Source organism: Rathayibacter sp. AY1C6 (assembly GCF_002931535.1).
GTDB lineage: Bacteria > Actinomycetota > Actinomycetes > Actinomycetales > Microbacteriaceae > Rathayibacter.
The window spans coordinates 36,753-54,595 of record NZ_PSWC01000008.1; the positions used below are offsets into that span (position 1 = coordinate 36,753).

Consider the following 17,843-nt stretch of genomic DNA (forward strand, 5'->3'; position numbering starts at 1 on the left):
TCTGCACTGCGGGGCCGCTCTGTTACGCGATGCGTCGCTCCGGAGCGGCGGTGTCGGCGGCTCCCGCTAGCGTCGATCGCATGGCAGATCGTGAGTACGGCTTCAAGACGCGTGCGATCCACGCGGGCAACATCCCCGACGCGGTGACGGGCGCCCGCGCTCTGCCGATCTACCAGACCAGCGCCTTCGTCTTCGACGACACCTCCGACGCCGCGGCCCGCTTCGCGCTGCAGAAGTACGGCAACGTCTACTCGCGCCTGTCGAACCCCACGGTCGCCTCCTTCGAGGAGCGCGTGGCGAGCCTCGAGGGCGGCCTCGGCGCCGTCGCCACGGCCTCCGGGCTCTCGGCGCAGTTCATCACCTTCGCGGCGCTCGTCGGCGCGGGCGACCACGTGGTGTCCTCCGCCAACCTCTACGGCGGATCGATCACCCAGCTCGACGTCACGCTCCGCCGTTTCGGAGTGGACACCACCTTCGTCCGCTCGAGCGACCCGGCCGACTACGCGGCGGCGATCACCGAGAAGACCAAGGTGCTCTACGCCGAGACGATCGCGAACCCCTCCGGCGAGATCGCCGACATCGAGGGCCTCGCCGCGGTCGCGCACGCCGCCGGCATCCCGCTGATCATCGACTCCACGGTCGCCACGCCCTACCTCGTCCGCCCGATCGAGTGGGGCGCCGACATCGTCATCCACTCGGCCACCAAGTTCCTCGGCGGACACGGCACCACGCTCGGCGGCGTCGTCGTCGAGTCGGGGCGCTTCCACTACTCCCCCGAGAAGTTCCCGCTGCTGCACGACCCGGTCGCCTCCTACGGAGACCTGTCGTGGGACGGCAACTTCGGGGAGTACGGCTTCCTCACGCGCCTGCGCGCGGAGCAGCTGCGCGACATCGGGCCGGTCCTCGCTCCGCACTCCGCGTTCCTGCTCGCCCAGGGCGTCGAGACGCTGCCGTACCGGATCCAGGCGCACGTCGACAACGCGCGCCGCGTCGCCGAGTGGCTCGACGCCGACCCCCGCATCGAGGCCGTCTACTGGGCCGGGCTCCCCGCGCACCCGCACCACGACCGTGCGCAGAAGTACCTGCCGAAGGGGCCGGGCTCGGTCTTCAGCTTCGTGGTCAAGGGCGGCCGCGCCGTCGGCCAGACCTTCATCGAATCGGTCGACCTCGCCAGCCACCTCGCCAACATCGGCGACGCCAAGACGCTGGTGATCCACCCCGCCTCGACCACCCACGCCCAGCTCACCGAGGACCAGCTCCTCCACGCGGGCGTCCTCCCCGGACTCGTCCGCCTCTCCGTCGGCATCGAGGACGCGGACGACATCATCTACGATCTCGACCAGGCGCTCGCCCGCGCGGTCGAGGAGCACGGCACTCCCGACACTCCGACCGAGCTCCCCGAGGACACGACCACCACCCTGCACACCCCGGCCGTGGAGGTCTGAGCATGAGCACCACCGACACCGCCGACACGGTCGTCCAGCTGTCCAACGGGCTGAGCTGCTCGGTCCCGGCGAACTCGCCGCTGGCGAAGATGCTGCGCTCGCAGCGCACCTGGGTGGGCCCCGACGCCCGCAGGCGACTCGACATCCTCCGCCGCGCAAGGACCGTGGCGATCGTCGGCGCCTCGCCGAACCCGGCCCGCTCCTCCTACTTCGTCGCCACCTACCTGCAGCAGTCGAGCGACTACGAGCTCTACTTCGTGAACCCGAACGCCACCGAGATCCTGGGGCAGCCGGTCTACCGCAGCCTCGCCGAGCTCCCGGTCGTGCCCGACATCGTCGACGTGTTCCGCAAGGCGAGCGACATCCCCGCCGTGATCGACGACGTCCTCGCCGTCGGCGCGCCCACGGTCTGGGTGCAGCTGGGGATCTGGAACCAGGAGGCGGCCGAGTACGGCGAGTCGAAGGGCCTGACCGTCGTGATGGACCGCTGCATCAAGGTCGAGCACGCCCGCTTCCACGGCGGCCTGCACCTGCTCGGCTTCGACACCGGCCAGATCTCGGCGCGCAAGACGCTGCGCTGACCCGCCGCCGACCCTCGTCGACGCCGGATCTCCGTGGCTCTTCGTCGCGGGCGCGGCTCGGGCGGCGCACTCCGCCGGCCCCGGCGTACGCTCGACGGATGAGCGCCTACGTCTCCGTCCTCGACCTGTTCAGCGTGGGGATCGGCCCGTCCAGCTCGCACACCGTCGGACCGATGCGCGCCGCCCTCGCCCTCGCCGAGCGGATCCGCGACGCCGGGCTCCTCGGCCGCGTGAGCCGGGTGGGATGCACCCTCTACGGCTCGCTCGGCTCCACCGGGATCGGCCACGGCACCCCCGACGCAGTGGTCGCCGGTCTCGCCGGCCTGGACCCCGAGACGTGCGACCCGGCGCTGGTGCGCGGGACATGGCAGCGCCTCGACGCGGAGGGGACGATCCTGCTGGCCGGCGAGCAGCGCCTCGCGATGACGCGCGACGACGTCGTCTTCGAGCCGCGCACGAGGCTGCCGGAGCACCCGAACGCCCTCACCTTCAGCGTCTGGGTCGGCGACGACGCGCTGCCGGTGTGGGAGGAGACCTACTACTCGATCGGCGGCGGCTTCATCCGGCGCGCGGGCGAGCGTGCCGAGCTGGCTGCGCTGGCCCCGCACCCCTACCCCTTCGTCTCCGGGCTCGACCTGCTGGCGACCTGCGATCGGACCCGCTCCGGCATCGCCGAGATCGCCGCCGCGAACGAGCGCGCTCTGCACCCCGGGGTCGACATCGACGCCCGCCTCGACGCGATCTGGGACGCCATGGCCGCCTGCGTCGAGCACGGCCTGGCGACCGACGGCGTGCTGCCGGGCGGCCTGGGCGTCCGCCGCCGCGCCTCGGTGCTCCGCGAGCGGCTCGAGGCCTTCGAGGAGGATCCGCTCGACCGCGCCCGCGCGACCTCGGTGGAGTGGCTCCACGCCTTCGCCCTCGCGGTGAACGAGGAGAACGCCGCAGGCGGGCGCGTCGTGACGGCTCCGACGAACGGAGCGGCGGGCATCATCCCCGCCGTCGGGCACTACTACCTCCGCTTCGTCCCGGGCGCCGACCGCGCGGGGCTGCGCCGCTTCCTCCTCACCGCCACCGCGATCGGCTCGCTCTGCAAGACGAACGCCTCGATCTCCGGTGCGGAGGCGGGCTGCCAGGGCGAGGTCGGCTCGGCCTGCGCGATGGCCGCCGGAGCGCTCTGCGCGGTGCTCGGCGGCAGTCCGCGCCAGGTCGAGAACGCGGCCGAGATCGCGATGGAGCACCACCTCGGACTGACCTGCGACCCGGTCGGCGGGCTCGTGCAGATCCCCTGCATCGAGCGGAACGCGATCGCCTCCTCCACCGCCGTGAGCGCGGCCCGCCTCGCGCTGCACGGCGACGGCGACCACCGCGTCTCGCTCGACGCGGTCATCGAGACGATGCGCCAGACCGGCATCGACATGTCGTCGAAGTACAAGGAGACGAGCGAGGGCGGCCTCGCGGTCAACGTCATCGAGTGCTGAGCGCCCGGCGGCGTCCGTGACCGAGCGTGACGCACGGGGGCGCGCCTGTCGGCGGTCGCGCCTACCGTGGGGCGGGTGAGCACCTCCTCCGCCCCGTACCTCGCCCGGCCGATCGTCTCGACCCAGTGGCTCGCCGACCAGCTCGGCCGCGAGCACCTCGTCGTCGTCGACGCCAGCGTGCTGCTCGTGCCCGGCTTCGACGGGCGGCCCGGCTACCTCAGCGGCGACGAGCAGTACCTCCTCGAGGGGCATGTCCCCGGCGCCGTGTTCGGCGACCTGCTCGAGCAGCTGTCGGATCCGGCGGCTTCCCTGCCCTTCACCCGGCTCGACCCGGAGCGCTTCGCCGCCGCGACCGCCGCGCTCGGCATCGACGACGACTCGGTGGTCGTCGTGTACGACTCCGCGGTCGGCCAGTGGGCCTCGCGCGTGTGGTGGCTGCTGCGCTCGGCCGGGCACGACGCCGTCGCGGTGCTCGACGGCGGGCTCCCGGCCTGGCGGCGGGAGGAGCGCCCGATCGAGACGGGGCACGTCGAGCCCGCGGTGAGCGGAGGCATCAGCGTGCGCGAGGAGCGGCCGCTCTGGATCGACAAGGCCGGCGTCGAGAGGGTCGTGCGCGGCGAGGCTCCCGGGGCGCTGGTCTGCGCGGTCCCGCCGAAGGAGTTCACCGGGGAGGAGGGGCGCCGCCCCCGCCTCGGACACCTGCCGGGCTCGCGGAGCGTCCCCGCCGGGCGGCTCGTCGACCGCGCCGACAACACGCTCCTGCCGCCGGAGCGGCTGCGGTCGCTGTTCGGAGACGCTCTCCAGGCCGAGCGGATCGTCCTCTACTGCGGGGGCGGGATCGCCGCGACGGCCGATGCACTCGCACTGGCGGTGCTCGGAGTCCACACGGCGGTCGTCTACGACGGCTCGCTCAACGAGTGGGCCGCCGACCCCGCGGCGCCGCTGGTGGTCACGGCCGCGTGAGCAGCTCCTCCGGGAGGCGGGTCGTCGGCAGGGCGCAGACGAAGGCCTCGCAGGAGTAGGCGGTCGGCAGCCCCTCCCGCGAGATCCGCCCCTCGAACAGCTCGAAGCCCGCGTCCGCCCAGTCCCGGGCGCCCTCGTCGGACACGCCGACCAGCACGCCGATCCCGGCGGACCGCGCGCCCTGCACCGCCTCCGCCGCGCCGGGGCCCACGACGACCAGCTGCCGCACCGGGCGAGCCAGCCGCGAAGCGAGCCCGAGCACGGCGCCGAAGCCCATCGGCCGGCGGACCGCGCCCGGAGCGATCGAGGCGACGACCGCCTCGGCCGCCTCCCGGTAGCGCTGCGATCCGGTGAGCAGGTACAGCTCGTGCGCCGCGTCCGCCGTCGCCGACAGGCCGGAGGGGTAGGCGCCCTCGGAGGGATCGGCCGCGAGCAGGAGTCCCCGCGCGGTCAGCGCCGGGTCCCCTCCCCCGGGCAGCGCGAACGGAAGCGGGCCGTCGGCCGCGTCGAGCGCGCCGTCGATCAGGGTGCGCGCCGCGACCGCGTAGAGCGGGCGGCCCTCCGCCAGGGCGAGCTCGAGGAGCCCGCCGGCCAGCATCCCGAGGTCCTCCAGCGCCGGGCGGGCCGCGGAGACGGCACCGTCGAGGGAGGCGCGCACCGCGACGCGGCCGTCGACGAGGTGCCGCTGCAGCACCGCGTCCGCCGCGCGCCGGGCGGCGTCGAGCCACTCCTCCCGTCCGAGCACGCGTCCGGCGCGGGCGAGCGCGCGGATCGCCAGGCCGTTCCAGCCGGTGACGACCTTCTCGTCGAGAGCGGGAGGCGCGAGGCGGGACCGGTCCTCGGCGAGGTAGTAGCCGCCCTCCGAGCGCTGACCGTCGACGATGCTCTCCGAGTCCTGCGCCGACGCGAAGCCGCCGCCCGGCCGCTCGAGAGTGGTCAGGAGGAACGCGGCGACCCCCTCCGCGATTCCGGTCAGCTCCTCTACCCGGGCCCCGTCGTGCCCGAGCAGGACGGCCGCGACGTCGAGCAGCTGCGCGTTGTCGTACAGCATCCGCTCGTAGTGCGGATCGCTCCAGTCGGCCTGCGTCGCGTAGCGGAAGAAGCCGCCGTCGCGGTCGCGAAGCGGGGACGCGGCCAGCGCGAGCAGCGTGCGCTCGGCGAGCGCCGCTCCCGAGGGCCGCGAGGCCAGGAACCCGAGCACGGGAGCCACCGGGAACTTCGGGGCGCTGCCGAAGCCGCCGTGCACCTGGTCCTCCTCGTCCGCGAGTGCGCGGACGGCGCCGTCGAGCTCGGCGTCGCCGGGCAGCGCGGAGTCGGCGGGCAGCGCCGCGGTCGCCTCGCGCAGGGCCGCGGCCAGGCCCCCCGCCGTCGCCTGCACCTCGTCGCGCCGCAGCCGCCACGCCTCCGAGACCGCGTCGAGGACGTCGGAGAAGGCGGGCACGCCGCCGACGGCGCGCGGCGGGAAGTAGGTGCCGGCGAAGAAGGTCTCGCCGGCGGGGGTGGCGAAGGCCGTCAGCGGCCAGCCGAGCTGCCGGGTGAACGCGCTCGCGGCCGTCAGGTAGGCCGTGTCGACGTCCGGGTGCTCCTCGCGGTCGACCTTCACCGCGACGAAGTCCGCGTTCAGCCGCGCGGCGAGCACCGGATCCGAGAACGACTCCCGCGCCATCACGTGGCACCAGTGGCAGGTGGAGTAGCCGATCGACACCATCACCGGGACGTCGCGGCGCACCGCCTCGGCGAACGCCTCCTCGCCCCAGGGGAACCAGTCGACCGGATTGTCCGCGTGCGAGCGGAGGTAGGGGCTGACACTGGAGCGCAGACGATCGGCCATGCGCCCCACGCTAGACGCGGGCGGAGCCGCCGGTCAGGGGGTTGCCGCGCGACGGAGGGTCAGGAGGTCCGCGGAGCGCCGACGTCCGCGGGTCTCCCCCGCCGCCGGCCCGCCCGGCCGCTCAGCGCTCGAAGAACCAGCCCGACGGCCGCTCCGTGCCGCGCACTACCGTGCCGCCTCCGCCGCTCCCGCCGCGACGGCCCACCGCCAGGTAGGCGAGGCTGCCGATGAACGGCGCGATCACGATGAACGCCACCCAGGAGACCTTCGCGACCTTCGAGAGCCTCGGGTTCGACAGCACGCCCCTGATCGCGAAGAGCAGCAGCACGATGTTCAGCACAACCAGCAGGGACTGCGGATTCATCGGGGTGCTCCACGGGATCGTGCGCCGTGGTCGACCGGCGCCGGAGCGCCCGACCGGGCAGGGTGGCCCGCGATGTTTCACGAGACAGGGCATTGTCGCACGCGGCGTAGGATGGAGGGCTCATGTCAGACGTGCTCAGCATCCGCTACCCGCCCGAACTCCCCGTGTCGGCGCGGCGCGACGACATCGCCGCCGCGATCCGCGACCACCAGGTGGTCATCGTCGCCGGCGCGACCGGATCGGGCAAGACGACCCAGCTGCCGAAGATCTGCCTGGAGCTCGGCCGCGAGAGCATCGCGCACACGCAGCCCCGGCGCATCGCCGCGCGCACCATCGCCGAGCGCATCGCGGAGGAGCTCGACGACGAGGTCGGCGGGCTGGTCGGCTACCAGGTCCGGTTCACCGACAAGGCGTCCGCCTCGACGCGGATCAAGCTGATGACCGACGGCATCCTGCTCAACGAGATGAACCACGACCGGATGCTCAGCCGGTACGACACGATCATCATCGACGAGGCGCACGAGCGCAGCCTCAACATCGACTTCCTCCTGGGCTACCTGCACCGCCTGCTGCCGCAGCGCCCCGACCTGAAGGTGATCATCACCTCGGCGACGATCGACCCGCAGAGCTTCGCGGCCCACTTCGCCGACGCCGCCGGCGAGCCCGCGCCGATCATCGAGGTCTCCGGCCGCACCTACCCGGTCGAGATCCGCTACCGCCCGCTGGTCGCCGAGGAGCCGGAGGAGGACGACGACACCGACGTCCCCGACGCGACGAGCGGCAGCCGCGACCTGATGACCGGCATCGCCGACGCCCTGGCCGAGCTGGCGCGCGAGGATCCGGGCGACGTCCTGGTGTTCCTCTCGGGCGAGAACGAGATCCGCGACGCCGAGGACGCCATCCGCGGTCGGAACCTGCCGGGCACCGAGGTGCTCCCCCTCTACGGGCGCTTGTCGGCGGCCGATCAGCACCGCGTCTTCGAGAAGGGGCGCACCCCCGGCGTCCGCCGCCGCGTCGTGCTCGCGACCAACGTGGCGGAGACGAGCCTCACCGTCCCCGGGATCCGCTACGTGATCGACGGCGGCACGGCCCGCATCTCGCGCTACAGCGCGCGCTCGAAGGTGCAGCGGCTGCCGATCGAGGCGGTGTCGCAGGCCTCCGCGAACCAGCGCTCCGGCCGCTCGGGCCGCACCAGCGCGGGCATCGCGATCCGCCTCTACTCCGAGGAGGACTACCTCCGCCGCCCCGAGTACACCGATCCCGAGATCCTCCGCACGGGCCTGGCCGCGGTCATCCTGCAGATGATCTCGCTCGGACTGGGCGACATCGCCTCGTTCCCGTTCCTCACTCCGCCCGACTCCCGCGGCATCAAGGACGGCCTCGACCTGCTCACGGAGCTCGGCGCCCTCCGCGTCCCCGGCTCCCCCTCCGCCGCCTCCGCCGCGCCGCGAGACGCCGCTCCGGTGCGCGGCACGCCGCCGAACGCGCACTCGAGCGGCGTCCCGCGCAAGGGGGCGGAGGCCGCGCCGCAGCTCACGCGCATCGGGCGCGACCTCGCGCGGCTCCCCATCGATCCGCGCTTCGGCCGGATGGTGATCGAGTCGCGCCGCCACGGCGTCAGCCGCGAGGTGATTGCGATCGTCGCGGGCCTCACGATCCAGGACGTCCGCGAGCGCCCTCTCGAGCGCCGCGCGCAGGCCGACCAGCAGCACGCGCGCTTCGTCGATCCCACCAGCGACTTCCTCACCCTGCTGAACCTCTGGAACTACGTCGAGGAGAAGCAGGAGGAGCTCTCCTCGAGCGCCTTCCGGCGCCTGTGCAAGGCCGAGTACCTCAACTACCTGCGCGTGCGCGAGTGGCAGGACGTGTTCCGCCAGCTGCGCCAGCTCGCGCGCCCCCTCAAGCTCGAGCTGGGCGAGCCGAAGGTCGACCCCGACGGGATCCACCGGAGCCTCCTGGCCGGCCTGCTCTCGCACCTGGGCATCAAGGACACCACCTCGCAGCAGGCGCAGCGCGCGGCGAAGAGCCGCGAGCGCCAGAACGTGCAGTACATCGGCGCCCGCAACGCGAAGTTCTCGATCTTCCCCGGCAGCGCCCTGGCCAAGAAGCTCCCCGACGCGGTGATGAGCGCCGAGCTGGTCGAGACCAGCCGCCTCTTCGCCCGCTCGAACGCCGCGATCGATCCGGCCTGGGCCGAGGCGATCGCGGGCGACCTCGTGAAGCGGCAGTTCAGCGAGCCGCACTGGGAGAAGTCGCAGGGCGCGGCCGTCGCCTACGAGAAGGTCACGCTCTACGGCGTGCCGATCATCGCCCGCCGCCGCGTCCAGTTCTCGCGGATCGACGCCTCGTACGCCCGCGAGCTGTTCATCCGGCACGCCCTCGTCGAGGGCGAGTGGGAGTCGCGCCACGCCTTCGACCGCAAGAACCGCGCCCTGCGGGCCGAGCTCGAGCGGCTGGAGGAGCGCACGCGCCGCCGCGACCTGCTCGTCGACGACGAGGCCGTGTTCGACTTCTACGACCGCCGACTCCCCCGCGACATCACCTCGGTGCGCTCGTTCGACTCCTGGTGGCGGACGACCCAGCACGACGAGCCCGACCTGCTGACGATGACGCAGGAGACGCTCCTCCCCGAGGACGCGGAGCAGATCGACGAGACCGCGTTCCCCACGCAGTGGCGCCAGGCCGACCAGCGCTTCCGCCTCTCATACCGGTTCGAGCCGGGGACGGAGGAGGACGGAGTGACGGTGCACGTGCCGCTCGCGCTCCTGCCCCGCGTGACGCCCCTCGGCTTCGACTGGCTGGTGCCGGGGCTCCGGGCCGAGCTGGTCACCGCGATGATCAAGGCGCTGCCCAAGCACCTGCGCCGGAACGTGGTGCCCGCGAACGACTGGGCGCGCAAGCTCACCGCGTCCCTGCCGCACGACGTGCCGAACCCGCCGACGGAGTCGTTCGCGGCGACCCTGGCCGGAGCGATCCGCCGCGAGGCCGGCGTGGTGGTGCAGCCCGAGGACTTCGACCTCGAGCGCATCCCCTCGCACCTGCGGGTCACCTTCGCCGTCGCCGACGAGCGGGGGCGCACGGTCGCCGCCGGCAAGGAGCTCGCCCCGCTGGCCGAGCGCCTGCGCGGCCGGGTCCGCGACGAGGTCGCCCGCGTGGTCGAGGCCCGGGTCCCCGACGCGCTCGAGCGCCGGGGCCTGAAGACCTGGGACATGCCGGAGCTGCCCCGCGTCACCGACACCCGGCAGGGCGGGAACACCATCCGCGCCTACCCCGCCCTGATCGACGACGGCGACTCGGTCTCGATCCGCCTGCTGGCCACGGCCGAGGACCAGGCGCGCGAGCACCCGAGAGGTGTCCGCCGCCTCCTCCTGCTCGCGACGCCGAGCCCCGTCGCCTACGTGCAGCAGCACCTCACCTCGAACGAGAAGCTCGTGCTCGCGCAGAGCCCGTACCAGAACACGACCGCGCTCTTCACCGACTGCCTGCTCGCCTGCGTCGACGCGGTCCTCTGGCGGATGAAGCCCGACGGGATGCTCTTCCTCCGCGCCGAGTTCGACGCCGTGCGCGACCGGGTCTCGGCGAGCGTCATGGACGCGATGTTCGAGACCGTGAAGACGGTCACGACGATCCTCACCACCGCCCGGGGCGTCGAGAAGGCGCTCAAGGCCTCGACGAGCATGGCGCTCCTGCCCGCCCTCACGGATGCGCGGGAGCAGCTCTCCGGCCTGGTCTACCCGGGCTTCGTCTCGGCGACCGGAGTGGAGCGGCTGCGGCACCTCCCGCGCTACCTCGGCGGGATCACCGAGCGCTTCGGAAAGATCGCCGAGAACGTCGGGCGCGACCGCGTCTGGCTGAACGAGGTGCAGGCGGCCCAGGAGCTCTACCGCTCGGCAGGCGGCGTCGTGCCGCTGCCCGCGCACGCCCCGGAGCGGATCGCGCGCGCCCGCTGGATGATCGAGGAGCTGCGGGTGAGCTTCTTCGCGCAGTCGCTCGGCACCGCCGAGAGCGTGTCGCTGCAGCGGATCCGCAAGGTGCTGGCCGGCTGACGCGCCCCTCCGCCGAGGGAACCGCGACCCGTCGAGGGGCCCTCGGGCAGCGGTCTCCCTCGACGAACCGCAGTCCCCTCCGGAGCGCTAGTGTCGTCCGGTGGGCAGCTACACCGATCTCTTGAAGACCCCCGGGGTGGGGCGCATCATCCTCGCGCAGCTGACCGCGCGCTTCCCGTTCGGCATGCTCTCGCTGGCGTTCCTCCTGCACGTGGAGCGGGTGCACCACTCCTACGCCGCCGCCGGCCTGGTGCTCGGCTCGATGTCGATCGGGCAAGCCATCGCCGGGCCGCTGACCAGCCGCCTGATGGGGCGGCTCGGGATGCGCCGCGTGCTGACGATCACCCTCGTGGTCTGCGCGGGCGCGATCATCGCGATGGCCGTGCTCCCGCTCGAGGTGTGGCAGTTCGTCGTGATCGGGTTCGTCGCCGGCCTGAGCATGCCGCCGGTGCAGCCGGCCGTGCGGACCATCTACCCCAAGATGGTCACCAGCTCGCAGCTGACCCCGCTCTTCTCGCTCGACGCCTCCGCGCAGGAGATCATCTGGGTGCTCGGCCCGGTGCTGGCGACGCTCGTGTCGATCCAGGTGTCGACGGTCGCGGGCATCCTGACCGCCGCCGCGTTCCTGATCGGCGGCGGGATCTGGTTCATCGCCTCGCCCGAGGTGGGCCGCGTCCGCATCCCGCGCTCGAAGCGCCGCCTCGGCGTGGTGCTCACGAAGCCCCCGGTGCTGCTGGCCACGGTCGTCGGCTTCCTCCTGATCGGCGCCTGCTCGGCGGTCGAGGCGGGCGTCGTCGCGGTGTTCGGCGAGGGCGGAGTCGAGTCGGGCGTCGTGCTCGCCGTGTTCGCGGCGGGCTCCCTGGTCGGCGGCCTCGCCCTCGGCCACATCCCGATCAGCCGGTGGGCGACCGCGCGGCGGATGCTGATCGTCACGGTCGGCATGGGCCTGGCGGCGGTCTCGACCGACTTCTGGTGGCTGTGCGTCACGCTGTTCCTCGCCGGCATCGGCATCGCCCCCGCTCTCGCGGCGCTGTTCGCGATCACCGCCTCGAGCGTGCGCTTCTCGGACACGGCGGAGGCCTACGGCTGGGTCGGCACCGGTCAGCTGATCGGCGCGGCGCTGGGCTCCGCGATCGCCGGCGTGCAGATCGACCAGGCCGGGCCGACCGCCGCCATCGTCGTCGCCGCTGCCTTCGCCCTGGTCGGCTTCCTGGTGCCCCTGCTCGGCCGCCGGTACCACCCGGATCTCCGCGGGCGCGACGCCAGCCCGCTGCCCGACACCGAGCCGGTCACGCTGCCCTCCTAGGCCGCCACCCCGGTTGTCCGGCGCCTGTCGGGCACCCTAGGGTGAAGGCCCACGACGACGAGGGGACGGCATGGGACTGCGGGAGGACGCGGAGGAGCTGGTGCGAGAGCACCGGCGCGCCGCCGCCCGGACCGACCTCCTCGACCCCTGGTCCGATCCGGAGACCCCGGAGTGGTGCACGGAGCTCGCCGCCGCGCTCTGGCAGGGGTCCTTCCGCCCGAGTCCCGTCTACTTCCGCCGCGAGGAGTCCTCGCACGCCTGGCGCGGCCCGCACTCGACCCGCCTGCACCACCTCGGCTACGGGTGGCAGCTCACCGCGCACCGCGAGCAGCACGGGGTCGTCGCCTCCGAGACGGCGGTGGTCCTCGAGACGGGCTCCCTCTGGCGCGGACTCGGCATCGGCCGGCGCCCCGTGCGCGCGCTCCGCGGCCGGCTCGGCGTCGAGGGCCTGCAGGCGGGCCACGACGTGCACTTCGCCGCGCGCGGCATCGACGAGCGCAGCGACGCGGAGCGCGCCGAGCGACGCCTCCTCTTCGGGGTGGCCGGTCTCGCGGCGCTGATCGAGGACGACGTGCACGTGGGACCGCACGGCGAGCTCGACTGGAGCGTCTGAGGCGCGTGCCAGCATGGGAGGCATGAGCGTCCCCCTGATCCCCCTCAACGACGGCCGCGCGATCCCCCAGCTCGGGCTCGGCGTCTACAAGATCGGCGACGAGGAGGCGGCCCGCACGGTCGCCGTCGCCCTGGAGGCCGGCTACCGGCACGTCGACACCGCCACCCTCTACGGCAACGAGCGCGGAGTCGGCGAGGGGATCCGCGCGAGCGGCCTCCCCCGCGAGCAGGTCTTCGTGACGACCAAGGTCTGGAACGACGACCACGGCTTCGACGAGACCCTCGCCGCCTTCGACCGGAGCCTCGAGCTGCTCGGCACCGACTACGTCGACCTCTACCTCGTGCACTGGCCGATCCCCTCGCGCGACCGCTACGTCGACACCTACCGTGCCCTCGAGCGCCTGCAGAGCGAGGGGCGGGCCCGCTCGATCGGCGTCTCGAACTTCGCCGAGGAGCACGTGCAGCGCCTGCTCGACGAGACGGGAGTGGTGCCCGCGATCAACCAGGTCGAGCTGCACCCGCGGCTGCCCCAGGAGGAGCTGCGCGCCTTCGACACCGCCCACGGGATCGTCACCGAGGCCTGGTCGCCGCTGGCACGCGGGCGCCTCCTCGACGAGCCTGCCCTGGCCCGCGTCGCCGCGAAGCACGGCGTCTCGCCGGCGCAGGCGGTGCTGCGCTGGCACGTGCAGCTCGGCGTCGTCGTGATCCCGAAGTCGGTGACGCCGGAGCGGATCCGCGAGAACCTGGACGTCTTCGGCTTCGCCCTCGACGACGAGGACCTCGCCGCGATCGCCGGGCTCGCGACCGGTGAGCGCACCGGCCGCGACCCGCGCTTCGACTGAGGCTCCGGCGATGACGGCGGGCAGGGTCCTGCTCCTGCACGGCCTGGGCGGCTCGGGCCGCACCTGGTGGCGGCTGAGCCGCGAGCTGACCGCGGCGGGCTGGAGCGTCTCCGCTCCCGACCTGCGCGGACACGGCGACGGGCCGCGCGGCGGCTCCGCCCGCCACGACGCCTACGCCGACGACGCCCTCGCGCGGGGACCGTTCGACCTCGTCGTCGGGCACTCGCTCGGCGGAGCGGTCGCGGTGCGCGCCGCCGCCCGCGAGTCCGGTTGGGCGGGGCGCCTGGCGCTGCTGGACCCGGTGCTCCGGCTCGCCCCGGAGCAGCGGGCCGCCGTCCGCGCGGGCGAGCTCGCCGGTCTCGCGGTCTCGGCCGAGGAGCTCGCTGTCGCGCAGCCGCTCTGGGACGAGCGGGACCGGGCCGAGAAGCTCGCCGCGGTGCGGGACGCCGACCCGTCCGCGGTGGCGGCGACGATCGACGACAACGATCCGTGGGACCTGCTGGCGGACCTGCCGGGCCTCCGCCCGCCGGTCCTCGTGCTGGCCGGCGATCCGCAGGTCGAGACGCTGCTCCCTCCCTCCCTCGCCGCCCTGGTGCTGCGCGCGAATCCGCGCATCCGGTACGCGGTCGTGGCCGGCGCAGGTCACAGCCCCCACCGCGACCGTCCGGAGGAGACGCTCGCGATGCTCCGCGAGTGGGCCGAGAGCCCGGCGACGGCCTGATCCGCTCGCCGACCCGGTCCGTGTTTCGTGCGGATGAAATCTGGCAGGGGGGACTGGGCCGCACCGTTTCCTGTGAATACCCTCGCAGAGGACGCGATCCCCTCCCAGTCTTCGGGAGGTGGGCGTCGGGGCCGCCGACGCGGCGGCCCGTTCTCGAGGAGAGGGAGCCCCAGTGGCGCGAACCACCACGAACACCCCGAGCGGCCGCCGACGCCGCTCGCTGATCGGCTCGAGCGCGATGATCGGAGCGGGCGCCCTCGTCGCCGGCTTCGCCTTCGCGCCGACGGCGAGCGCCGTCGAGCCGGTCGACTTCGCCGACACCGTCACGGTCGACGGCATCATGACCCACCTGGAGGCGCTCCAGGCGATCGCGGACGCCAACGGCGGCACCCGCGCGATCGGCACTCCGGGCTACGAGCTGAGCGGCGCGTACGTCGAGAAGGTCCTCGCGGACGCCGGCTACACGACGCAGCGCCAGGACTTCACCACCGCGACGCAGACGATCGACGCGTTCACGCTGACCACCGGCACCGGCGCCGTCGGCACGCCGATGGAGTTCACTCCGTCGACGCCCGAGGGCGGCGTGACCGGCGAGCTCATCGCCCCCGTCGATCCGCTCGGCTGCACCACGGACGCCTGGACCGGCCTCGACGCCACCGGGAAGGTCGCGCTCGTCAGCCGCGGCTCCTGCAGCTTCCTCGAGAAGTCGGTCGCCGCCGGTGCCGCCGGCGCCGCCGCGATCATCATCTACGACAACGCGCCGAGCGACGCCCTCAACGGGACGTTCGGCGGACAGGACGCGGCCGCCGTCCCCGGCGTCGGCGTCACGCAGGCCGAGGGTCAGGCGCTGCTGGCGTCACTCCCCGCGAGCGTCTCGGTCCTCATCGACCAGACGACGACCGAGGTGGAGACCTTCAACATCGTCACGGAGACCCCGGGCGGCGACCACGACAACGTGGTCATGCTCGGCGCGCACCTCGACAGCGTGCCCGCCGGCCCCGGCATCAACGACAACGGCTCCGGATCCGCGACGCTGCTCGAGACGGCCGTGCAGCTGGCCGCCGCGGGCGACACGACCAACGCGGTCCGCTTCGCCTGGTGGGGCGCCGAGGAGGTGGGCCTGGTCGGCTCCTACACCTACGTCGACTCCCTGACGGAGGAGGACGCCTCGAAGATCGCGACCTACATGAACTTCGACATGGTCGCCTCGCCGAACTACGTGATCTCCGTCTACGACGCGGACCAGTCCACCTACGAGGCCCCCGTGGACGTGCCCGCCGGCTCGATCGCGACCGAGAAGGCGTTCACCGACTACTTCGACTCGATCGACCAGCCCTGGATCGACACCGCGTTCGACGGCCGCAGCGACTACGACGGCTTCATCTCGGTCGGCATCCCGTCCTCGGGCGTCTTCACCGGCGCCGACGACGTCAAGACGGAGGAGGAGGTCGCGCTGTTCGGCGGCACCGCCGGCATCACGCACGACCCGAACTACCACTCCGCCGCCGACGACATCGACAACATCAACCAGGAGGCGCTCGGCATCACGTCGAAGGCCATCGCCTTCGTGACCGCCTCGTTCGCCGCGGACACCTCCGCGATCGACGCCGAGAAGGACCCGACCACGCCGACTCCGACGCCGGAGCCCACCGTGGCCCCGACCGCCGAGCCGACCGTCGCTCCGACCGCGCAGCCGACCGTCGCCCCGACGACCGCGCCCACCACCGCGCCGACGGCGGCTCCCACTCCGAGCAGCACGCCGACCGCCGTGGCGCCGCACCCCGGCGGCCGCCCGCCCCTGGCCTCGACGGGCGCCGACGTCGGCCTGCCGCTGGGCCTCGGCGGACTGCTGATCGCCGGCGGCGTCGGCGGGCTCCTGCTCGCCGCGCTGCGCCGCCGGCGCGCCGAGCGCGGCTAGCCGCCACCGCCCCGGAGCCGTCCGGCCGTCGCTCCGCGACGACCGGGCGGCTCCGTCGTTCCGCCCTGGGGGGACCCCGGACCGTCGAGACCGCCCGCTGCGGCGGGTCCCTTCGACGGTCGGGGGCTCCCTCACGTCCGACAGGGCTTCCGGCGGCCGGGGGACACGGTGTTCACTGGGCGCATGCGAGCCATCTGGAAGGGCGCGATAACCTTCGGCCTGGTCAACGTGCCGGTGAAGATCTACAGCGCGACCGAGGACCACGACATCCCGCTGCACCAGGTCCACGACAAGGACGGCGGACGGATCCGGTATCAGCGCAAGTGCGAGATCTGCGGCGAGGTCGTCACCTTCGACCACATCGACAAGGCCTACGACGACGGCGAGCGCACCGTGGTCCTGTCCAAGGACGAGCTCAAGGCGCTGCCGGAGGAGCGCGACCGCGAGATCGACGTCGTGCAGTTCGTGCCCAGCGAGCAGGTCGACCCGATCATGTTCGACCGCGCCTACATCCTGGAGCCCGACTCCTCCTCCCCCAAGGCCTACGTCCTGCTGCGCCGCACCCTCGAGCAGACGGACCGCACCGCGATCGTCGAGTTCGCGCTGCGGCAGAAGACCCGCCTCGCCGCGCTGCGCGTGCGCGGCAAGCTCCTGATGCTGCAGACCCTGCTCTGGGCGGACGAGGTGCGGGAGGTCGAGTTCCCGTCGCTGGAGGGCACCACTCGGATCGCGGCGCGCGAGCTCGAGATGTCGGCGCACCTGGTCGACTCCTACTCCGAGGACTTCGACGCCGCGAAGTTCCACGACGCGTACCAGGAGGAGCTGCGCACGCTGATCGACGCCAAGATCGAGCAGGGCGACGCCCTCGACACCGCCGCGACCTTCGGCGAGGCGCCGGAGGAGGAGGGCGGCGGCGAGGTGCTCGACCTGATGGAGGCCCTCAAGCGCTCGGTCGAGCGCAGCCGCGGGGCGAAGGGCGCGCCGGCGGAGGAGGCTCCCGCCGAGAAGAAGGCCGCGACGAAGCCCGCCCCGAAGAAGGCGGCGAAGGCTCCGGCGACGACCGCCGCGAAGAAGAAGCCCGCGGCGAAGAAGGCCGACACGGAGAAGGGCGCCGACGCGCCTGCGAAGAAGCGGACCCCGAAGAAGACCGCGGCGGCGGAGAAGGCGGCGTCCTAGCCCCGCCGGATGCGGAGGGTCGGGGTCGGACGGAGCCTCAGGCCCGCTCGGCCGCCCGGTCGGGCTCGTCGGCCGCGTCCAGCTCGTCCACGTCGTCGAGGTCGACCGCGACCGAGCTGACCAGCGCGAGCAGCGCCTCCGCGTAGGCGTTCTCGGCCGCCGCGTCCTCGAAGGTCCGCGCCCGCCCGCCGAGCTCGACCTCGACGGCGAACCGCGCCTCCGGCTCCGCGAGGCGACGGAGGGAGCGGAAGGTCCCGCGGAGGAGCTCGCGCAGCTGGTCCTCCCGCGGCAGCCAGAGCGAGTCCTCCAGAGAGACGGAGTCGAGCGCCCATTCCGTGGTGCCGTTGAAGCCGAGGACGGTCCCGCTCGGGTACTCGTGCGCCTCGATGGTCATGTCGCTGACGGTGAAGACGTCGCCGTCGAAGCCCTCCCGCTCGATGCGGAAGCGGTCACCGGTGCGGGGCGTCCAGCGCACGCCCGCCGTGCGCAGGGCACGGGCCAGCTCGAAGGAGATCATCCGACGAGTGTGTCCCGCGAAGCCGCGAACGCGCCGCGAGCGG

Annotated in this window: 14 protein-coding genes; 11 read left to right on the top strand and 3 right to left on the bottom strand. The window is 73.3% G+C overall.

What is annotated here, in order from left to right:
- Positions 1-80 precede the first annotated feature (80 nt).
- From C5D36_RS07010 to C5D36_RS07025, 4 genes are all read left to right on the top strand, one after another.
- Entirely contained in the window at positions 81-1,445 is a 1,365-nt protein-coding gene (locus C5D36_RS07010) for an O-acetylhomoserine aminocarboxypropyltransferase/cysteine synthase family protein (RefSeq protein WP_104247355.1), read from the top strand.
- 2 nt (positions 1,446-1,447) lie between these two features.
- A complete protein-coding gene (locus tag C5D36_RS07015; protein ID WP_104233696.1) occupies positions 1,448-2,026 on the top strand; it encodes a CoA-binding protein in 579 nt (192 codons plus the stop codon).
- Positions 2,027-2,124: 98 nt separating this feature from the next.
- The gene (locus C5D36_RS07020; RefSeq protein ID WP_104295505.1) at positions 2,125-3,504 is read left to right on the top strand and encodes an L-serine ammonia-lyase; all 1,380 of its coding nucleotides are present in this window, start codon (positions 2,125-2,127) and stop codon (positions 3,502-3,504) included.
- Between the two features lie 75 nt (positions 3,505-3,579).
- Positions 3,580-4,467, top strand: a complete 888-nt coding sequence (locus tag C5D36_RS07025; RefSeq protein ID WP_146083720.1) for a sulfurtransferase — start codon at positions 3,580-3,582, stop codon at positions 4,465-4,467.
- Here C5D36_RS07025 and C5D36_RS07030 read toward each other — a convergent pair.
- Positions 4,454-6,298 carry a thioredoxin domain-containing protein gene (locus C5D36_RS07030; RefSeq protein WP_104295507.1) on the bottom strand — a complete coding sequence of 615 codons (1,845 nt, stop codon included), beginning with the start codon at positions 6,296-6,298 and terminating at the stop codon, positions 4,454-4,456. The genes C5D36_RS07025 and C5D36_RS07030 overlap by 14 nt on opposite strands.
- 121 nt (positions 6,299-6,419) lie before the next feature.
- A complete protein-coding gene (locus tag C5D36_RS07035; RefSeq protein WP_160033960.1) occupies positions 6,420-6,662 on the bottom strand; it encodes a PLDc N-terminal domain-containing protein in 243 nt (80 codons plus the stop codon).
- A 122-nt stretch (positions 6,663-6,784) separates the two neighbouring features.
- Between C5D36_RS07035 and hrpA the strand changes: the two genes are divergently transcribed.
- From hrpA to C5D36_RS07070, 7 genes are all read left to right on the top strand, one after another.
- Complete coding sequence (gene hrpA / locus C5D36_RS07040) at positions 6,785-10,708, top strand: ATP-dependent RNA helicase HrpA (protein ID WP_104295508.1); 3,924 nt, start codon at positions 6,785-6,787, stop codon at positions 10,706-10,708.
- 100 nt (positions 10,709-10,808) lie between these two features.
- The gene (locus C5D36_RS07045) at positions 10,809-12,014 is read left to right on the top strand and encodes an MFS transporter (RefSeq protein ID WP_104222308.1); all 1,206 of its coding nucleotides are present in this window, start codon (positions 10,809-10,811) and stop codon (positions 12,012-12,014) included.
- A 70-nt stretch (positions 12,015-12,084) separates the two neighbouring features.
- Positions 12,085-12,627, top strand: coding sequence for a hypothetical protein (locus tag C5D36_RS07050; protein ID WP_104233702.1), 543 nt, complete (start codon positions 12,085-12,087; stop codon positions 12,625-12,627).
- Positions 12,628-12,649: 22 nt separating this feature from the next.
- Positions 12,650-13,468: an aldo/keto reductase gene (locus tag C5D36_RS07055; protein WP_104226933.1), complete on the top strand. Its 819-nt coding sequence runs from the start codon at positions 12,650-12,652 to the stop codon at positions 13,466-13,468.
- Between the two features lie 10 nt (positions 13,469-13,478).
- Complete coding sequence (locus tag C5D36_RS07060) at positions 13,479-14,189, top strand: alpha/beta fold hydrolase (protein ID WP_146078986.1); 711 nt, start codon at positions 13,479-13,481, stop codon at positions 14,187-14,189.
- A gap of 172 nt (positions 14,190-14,361) precedes the next feature.
- On the top strand, positions 14,362-16,107 hold the full coding sequence (locus tag C5D36_RS07065) for a M28 family peptidase (protein ID WP_104295509.1): 1,746 nt from the start codon (positions 14,362-14,364) through the stop codon (positions 16,105-16,107).
- 183 nt (positions 16,108-16,290) lie between these two features.
- Positions 16,291-17,283, top strand: coding sequence for a Ku protein (locus C5D36_RS07070; RefSeq protein ID WP_104295510.1), 993 nt, complete (start codon positions 16,291-16,293; stop codon positions 17,281-17,283).
- A 37-nt stretch (positions 17,284-17,320) separates the two neighbouring features.
- Here the strand turns inward: C5D36_RS07070 and C5D36_RS07075 are convergent, their stop codons facing one another.
- Positions 17,321-17,800 carry a pilus assembly protein CpaE gene (locus C5D36_RS07075; protein ID WP_244230665.1) on the bottom strand — a complete coding sequence of 160 codons (480 nt, stop codon included), beginning with the start codon at positions 17,798-17,800 and terminating at the stop codon, positions 17,321-17,323.
- Between the last annotated feature and the right edge of the window lie 43 nt (positions 17,801-17,843).

Excerpts from the sequence above, each read along its gene's own strand:
- C5D36_RS07010 (WP_104247355.1), top strand. The coding sequence starts at position 81 with ATGGCAGATCGTGAGTACGGCTTCAAGACGCGTGCGATCCACGCGGGC.
- C5D36_RS07015 (WP_104233696.1), top strand. The coding sequence starts at position 1,448 with ATGAGCACCACCGACACCGCCGACACGGTCGTCCAGCTGTCCAACGGG.
- C5D36_RS07020 (WP_104295505.1), top strand. The coding sequence starts at position 2,125 with ATGAGCGCCTACGTCTCCGTCCTCGACCTGTTCAGCGTGGGGATCGGC.
- C5D36_RS07030 (WP_104295507.1), bottom strand. The coding sequence starts at position 6,298 with ATGGCCGATCGTCTGCGCTCCAGTGTCAGCCCCTACCTCCGCTCGCAC.
- C5D36_RS07035 (WP_160033960.1), bottom strand. The coding sequence starts at position 6,662 with ATGAATCCGCAGTCCCTGCTGGTTGTGCTGAACATCGTGCTGCTGCTC.
- hrpA (WP_104295508.1), top strand. The coding sequence starts at position 6,785 with ATGTCAGACGTGCTCAGCATCCGCTACCCGCCCGAACTCCCCGTGTCG.
- C5D36_RS07050 (WP_104233702.1), top strand. The coding sequence starts at position 12,085 with ATGGGACTGCGGGAGGACGCGGAGGAGCTGGTGCGAGAGCACCGGCGC.
- C5D36_RS07055 (WP_104226933.1), top strand. The coding sequence starts at position 12,650 with ATGAGCGTCCCCCTGATCCCCCTCAACGACGGCCGCGCGATCCCCCAG.
- C5D36_RS07060 (WP_146078986.1), top strand. The coding sequence starts at position 13,479 with ATGACGGCGGGCAGGGTCCTGCTCCTGCACGGCCTGGGCGGCTCGGGC.
- C5D36_RS07070 (WP_104295510.1), top strand. The coding sequence starts at position 16,291 with ATGCGAGCCATCTGGAAGGGCGCGATAACCTTCGGCCTGGTCAACGTG.
- C5D36_RS07075 (WP_244230665.1), bottom strand. The coding sequence starts at position 17,800 with ATGATCTCCTTCGAGCTGGCCCGTGCCCTGCGCACGGCGGGCGTGCGC.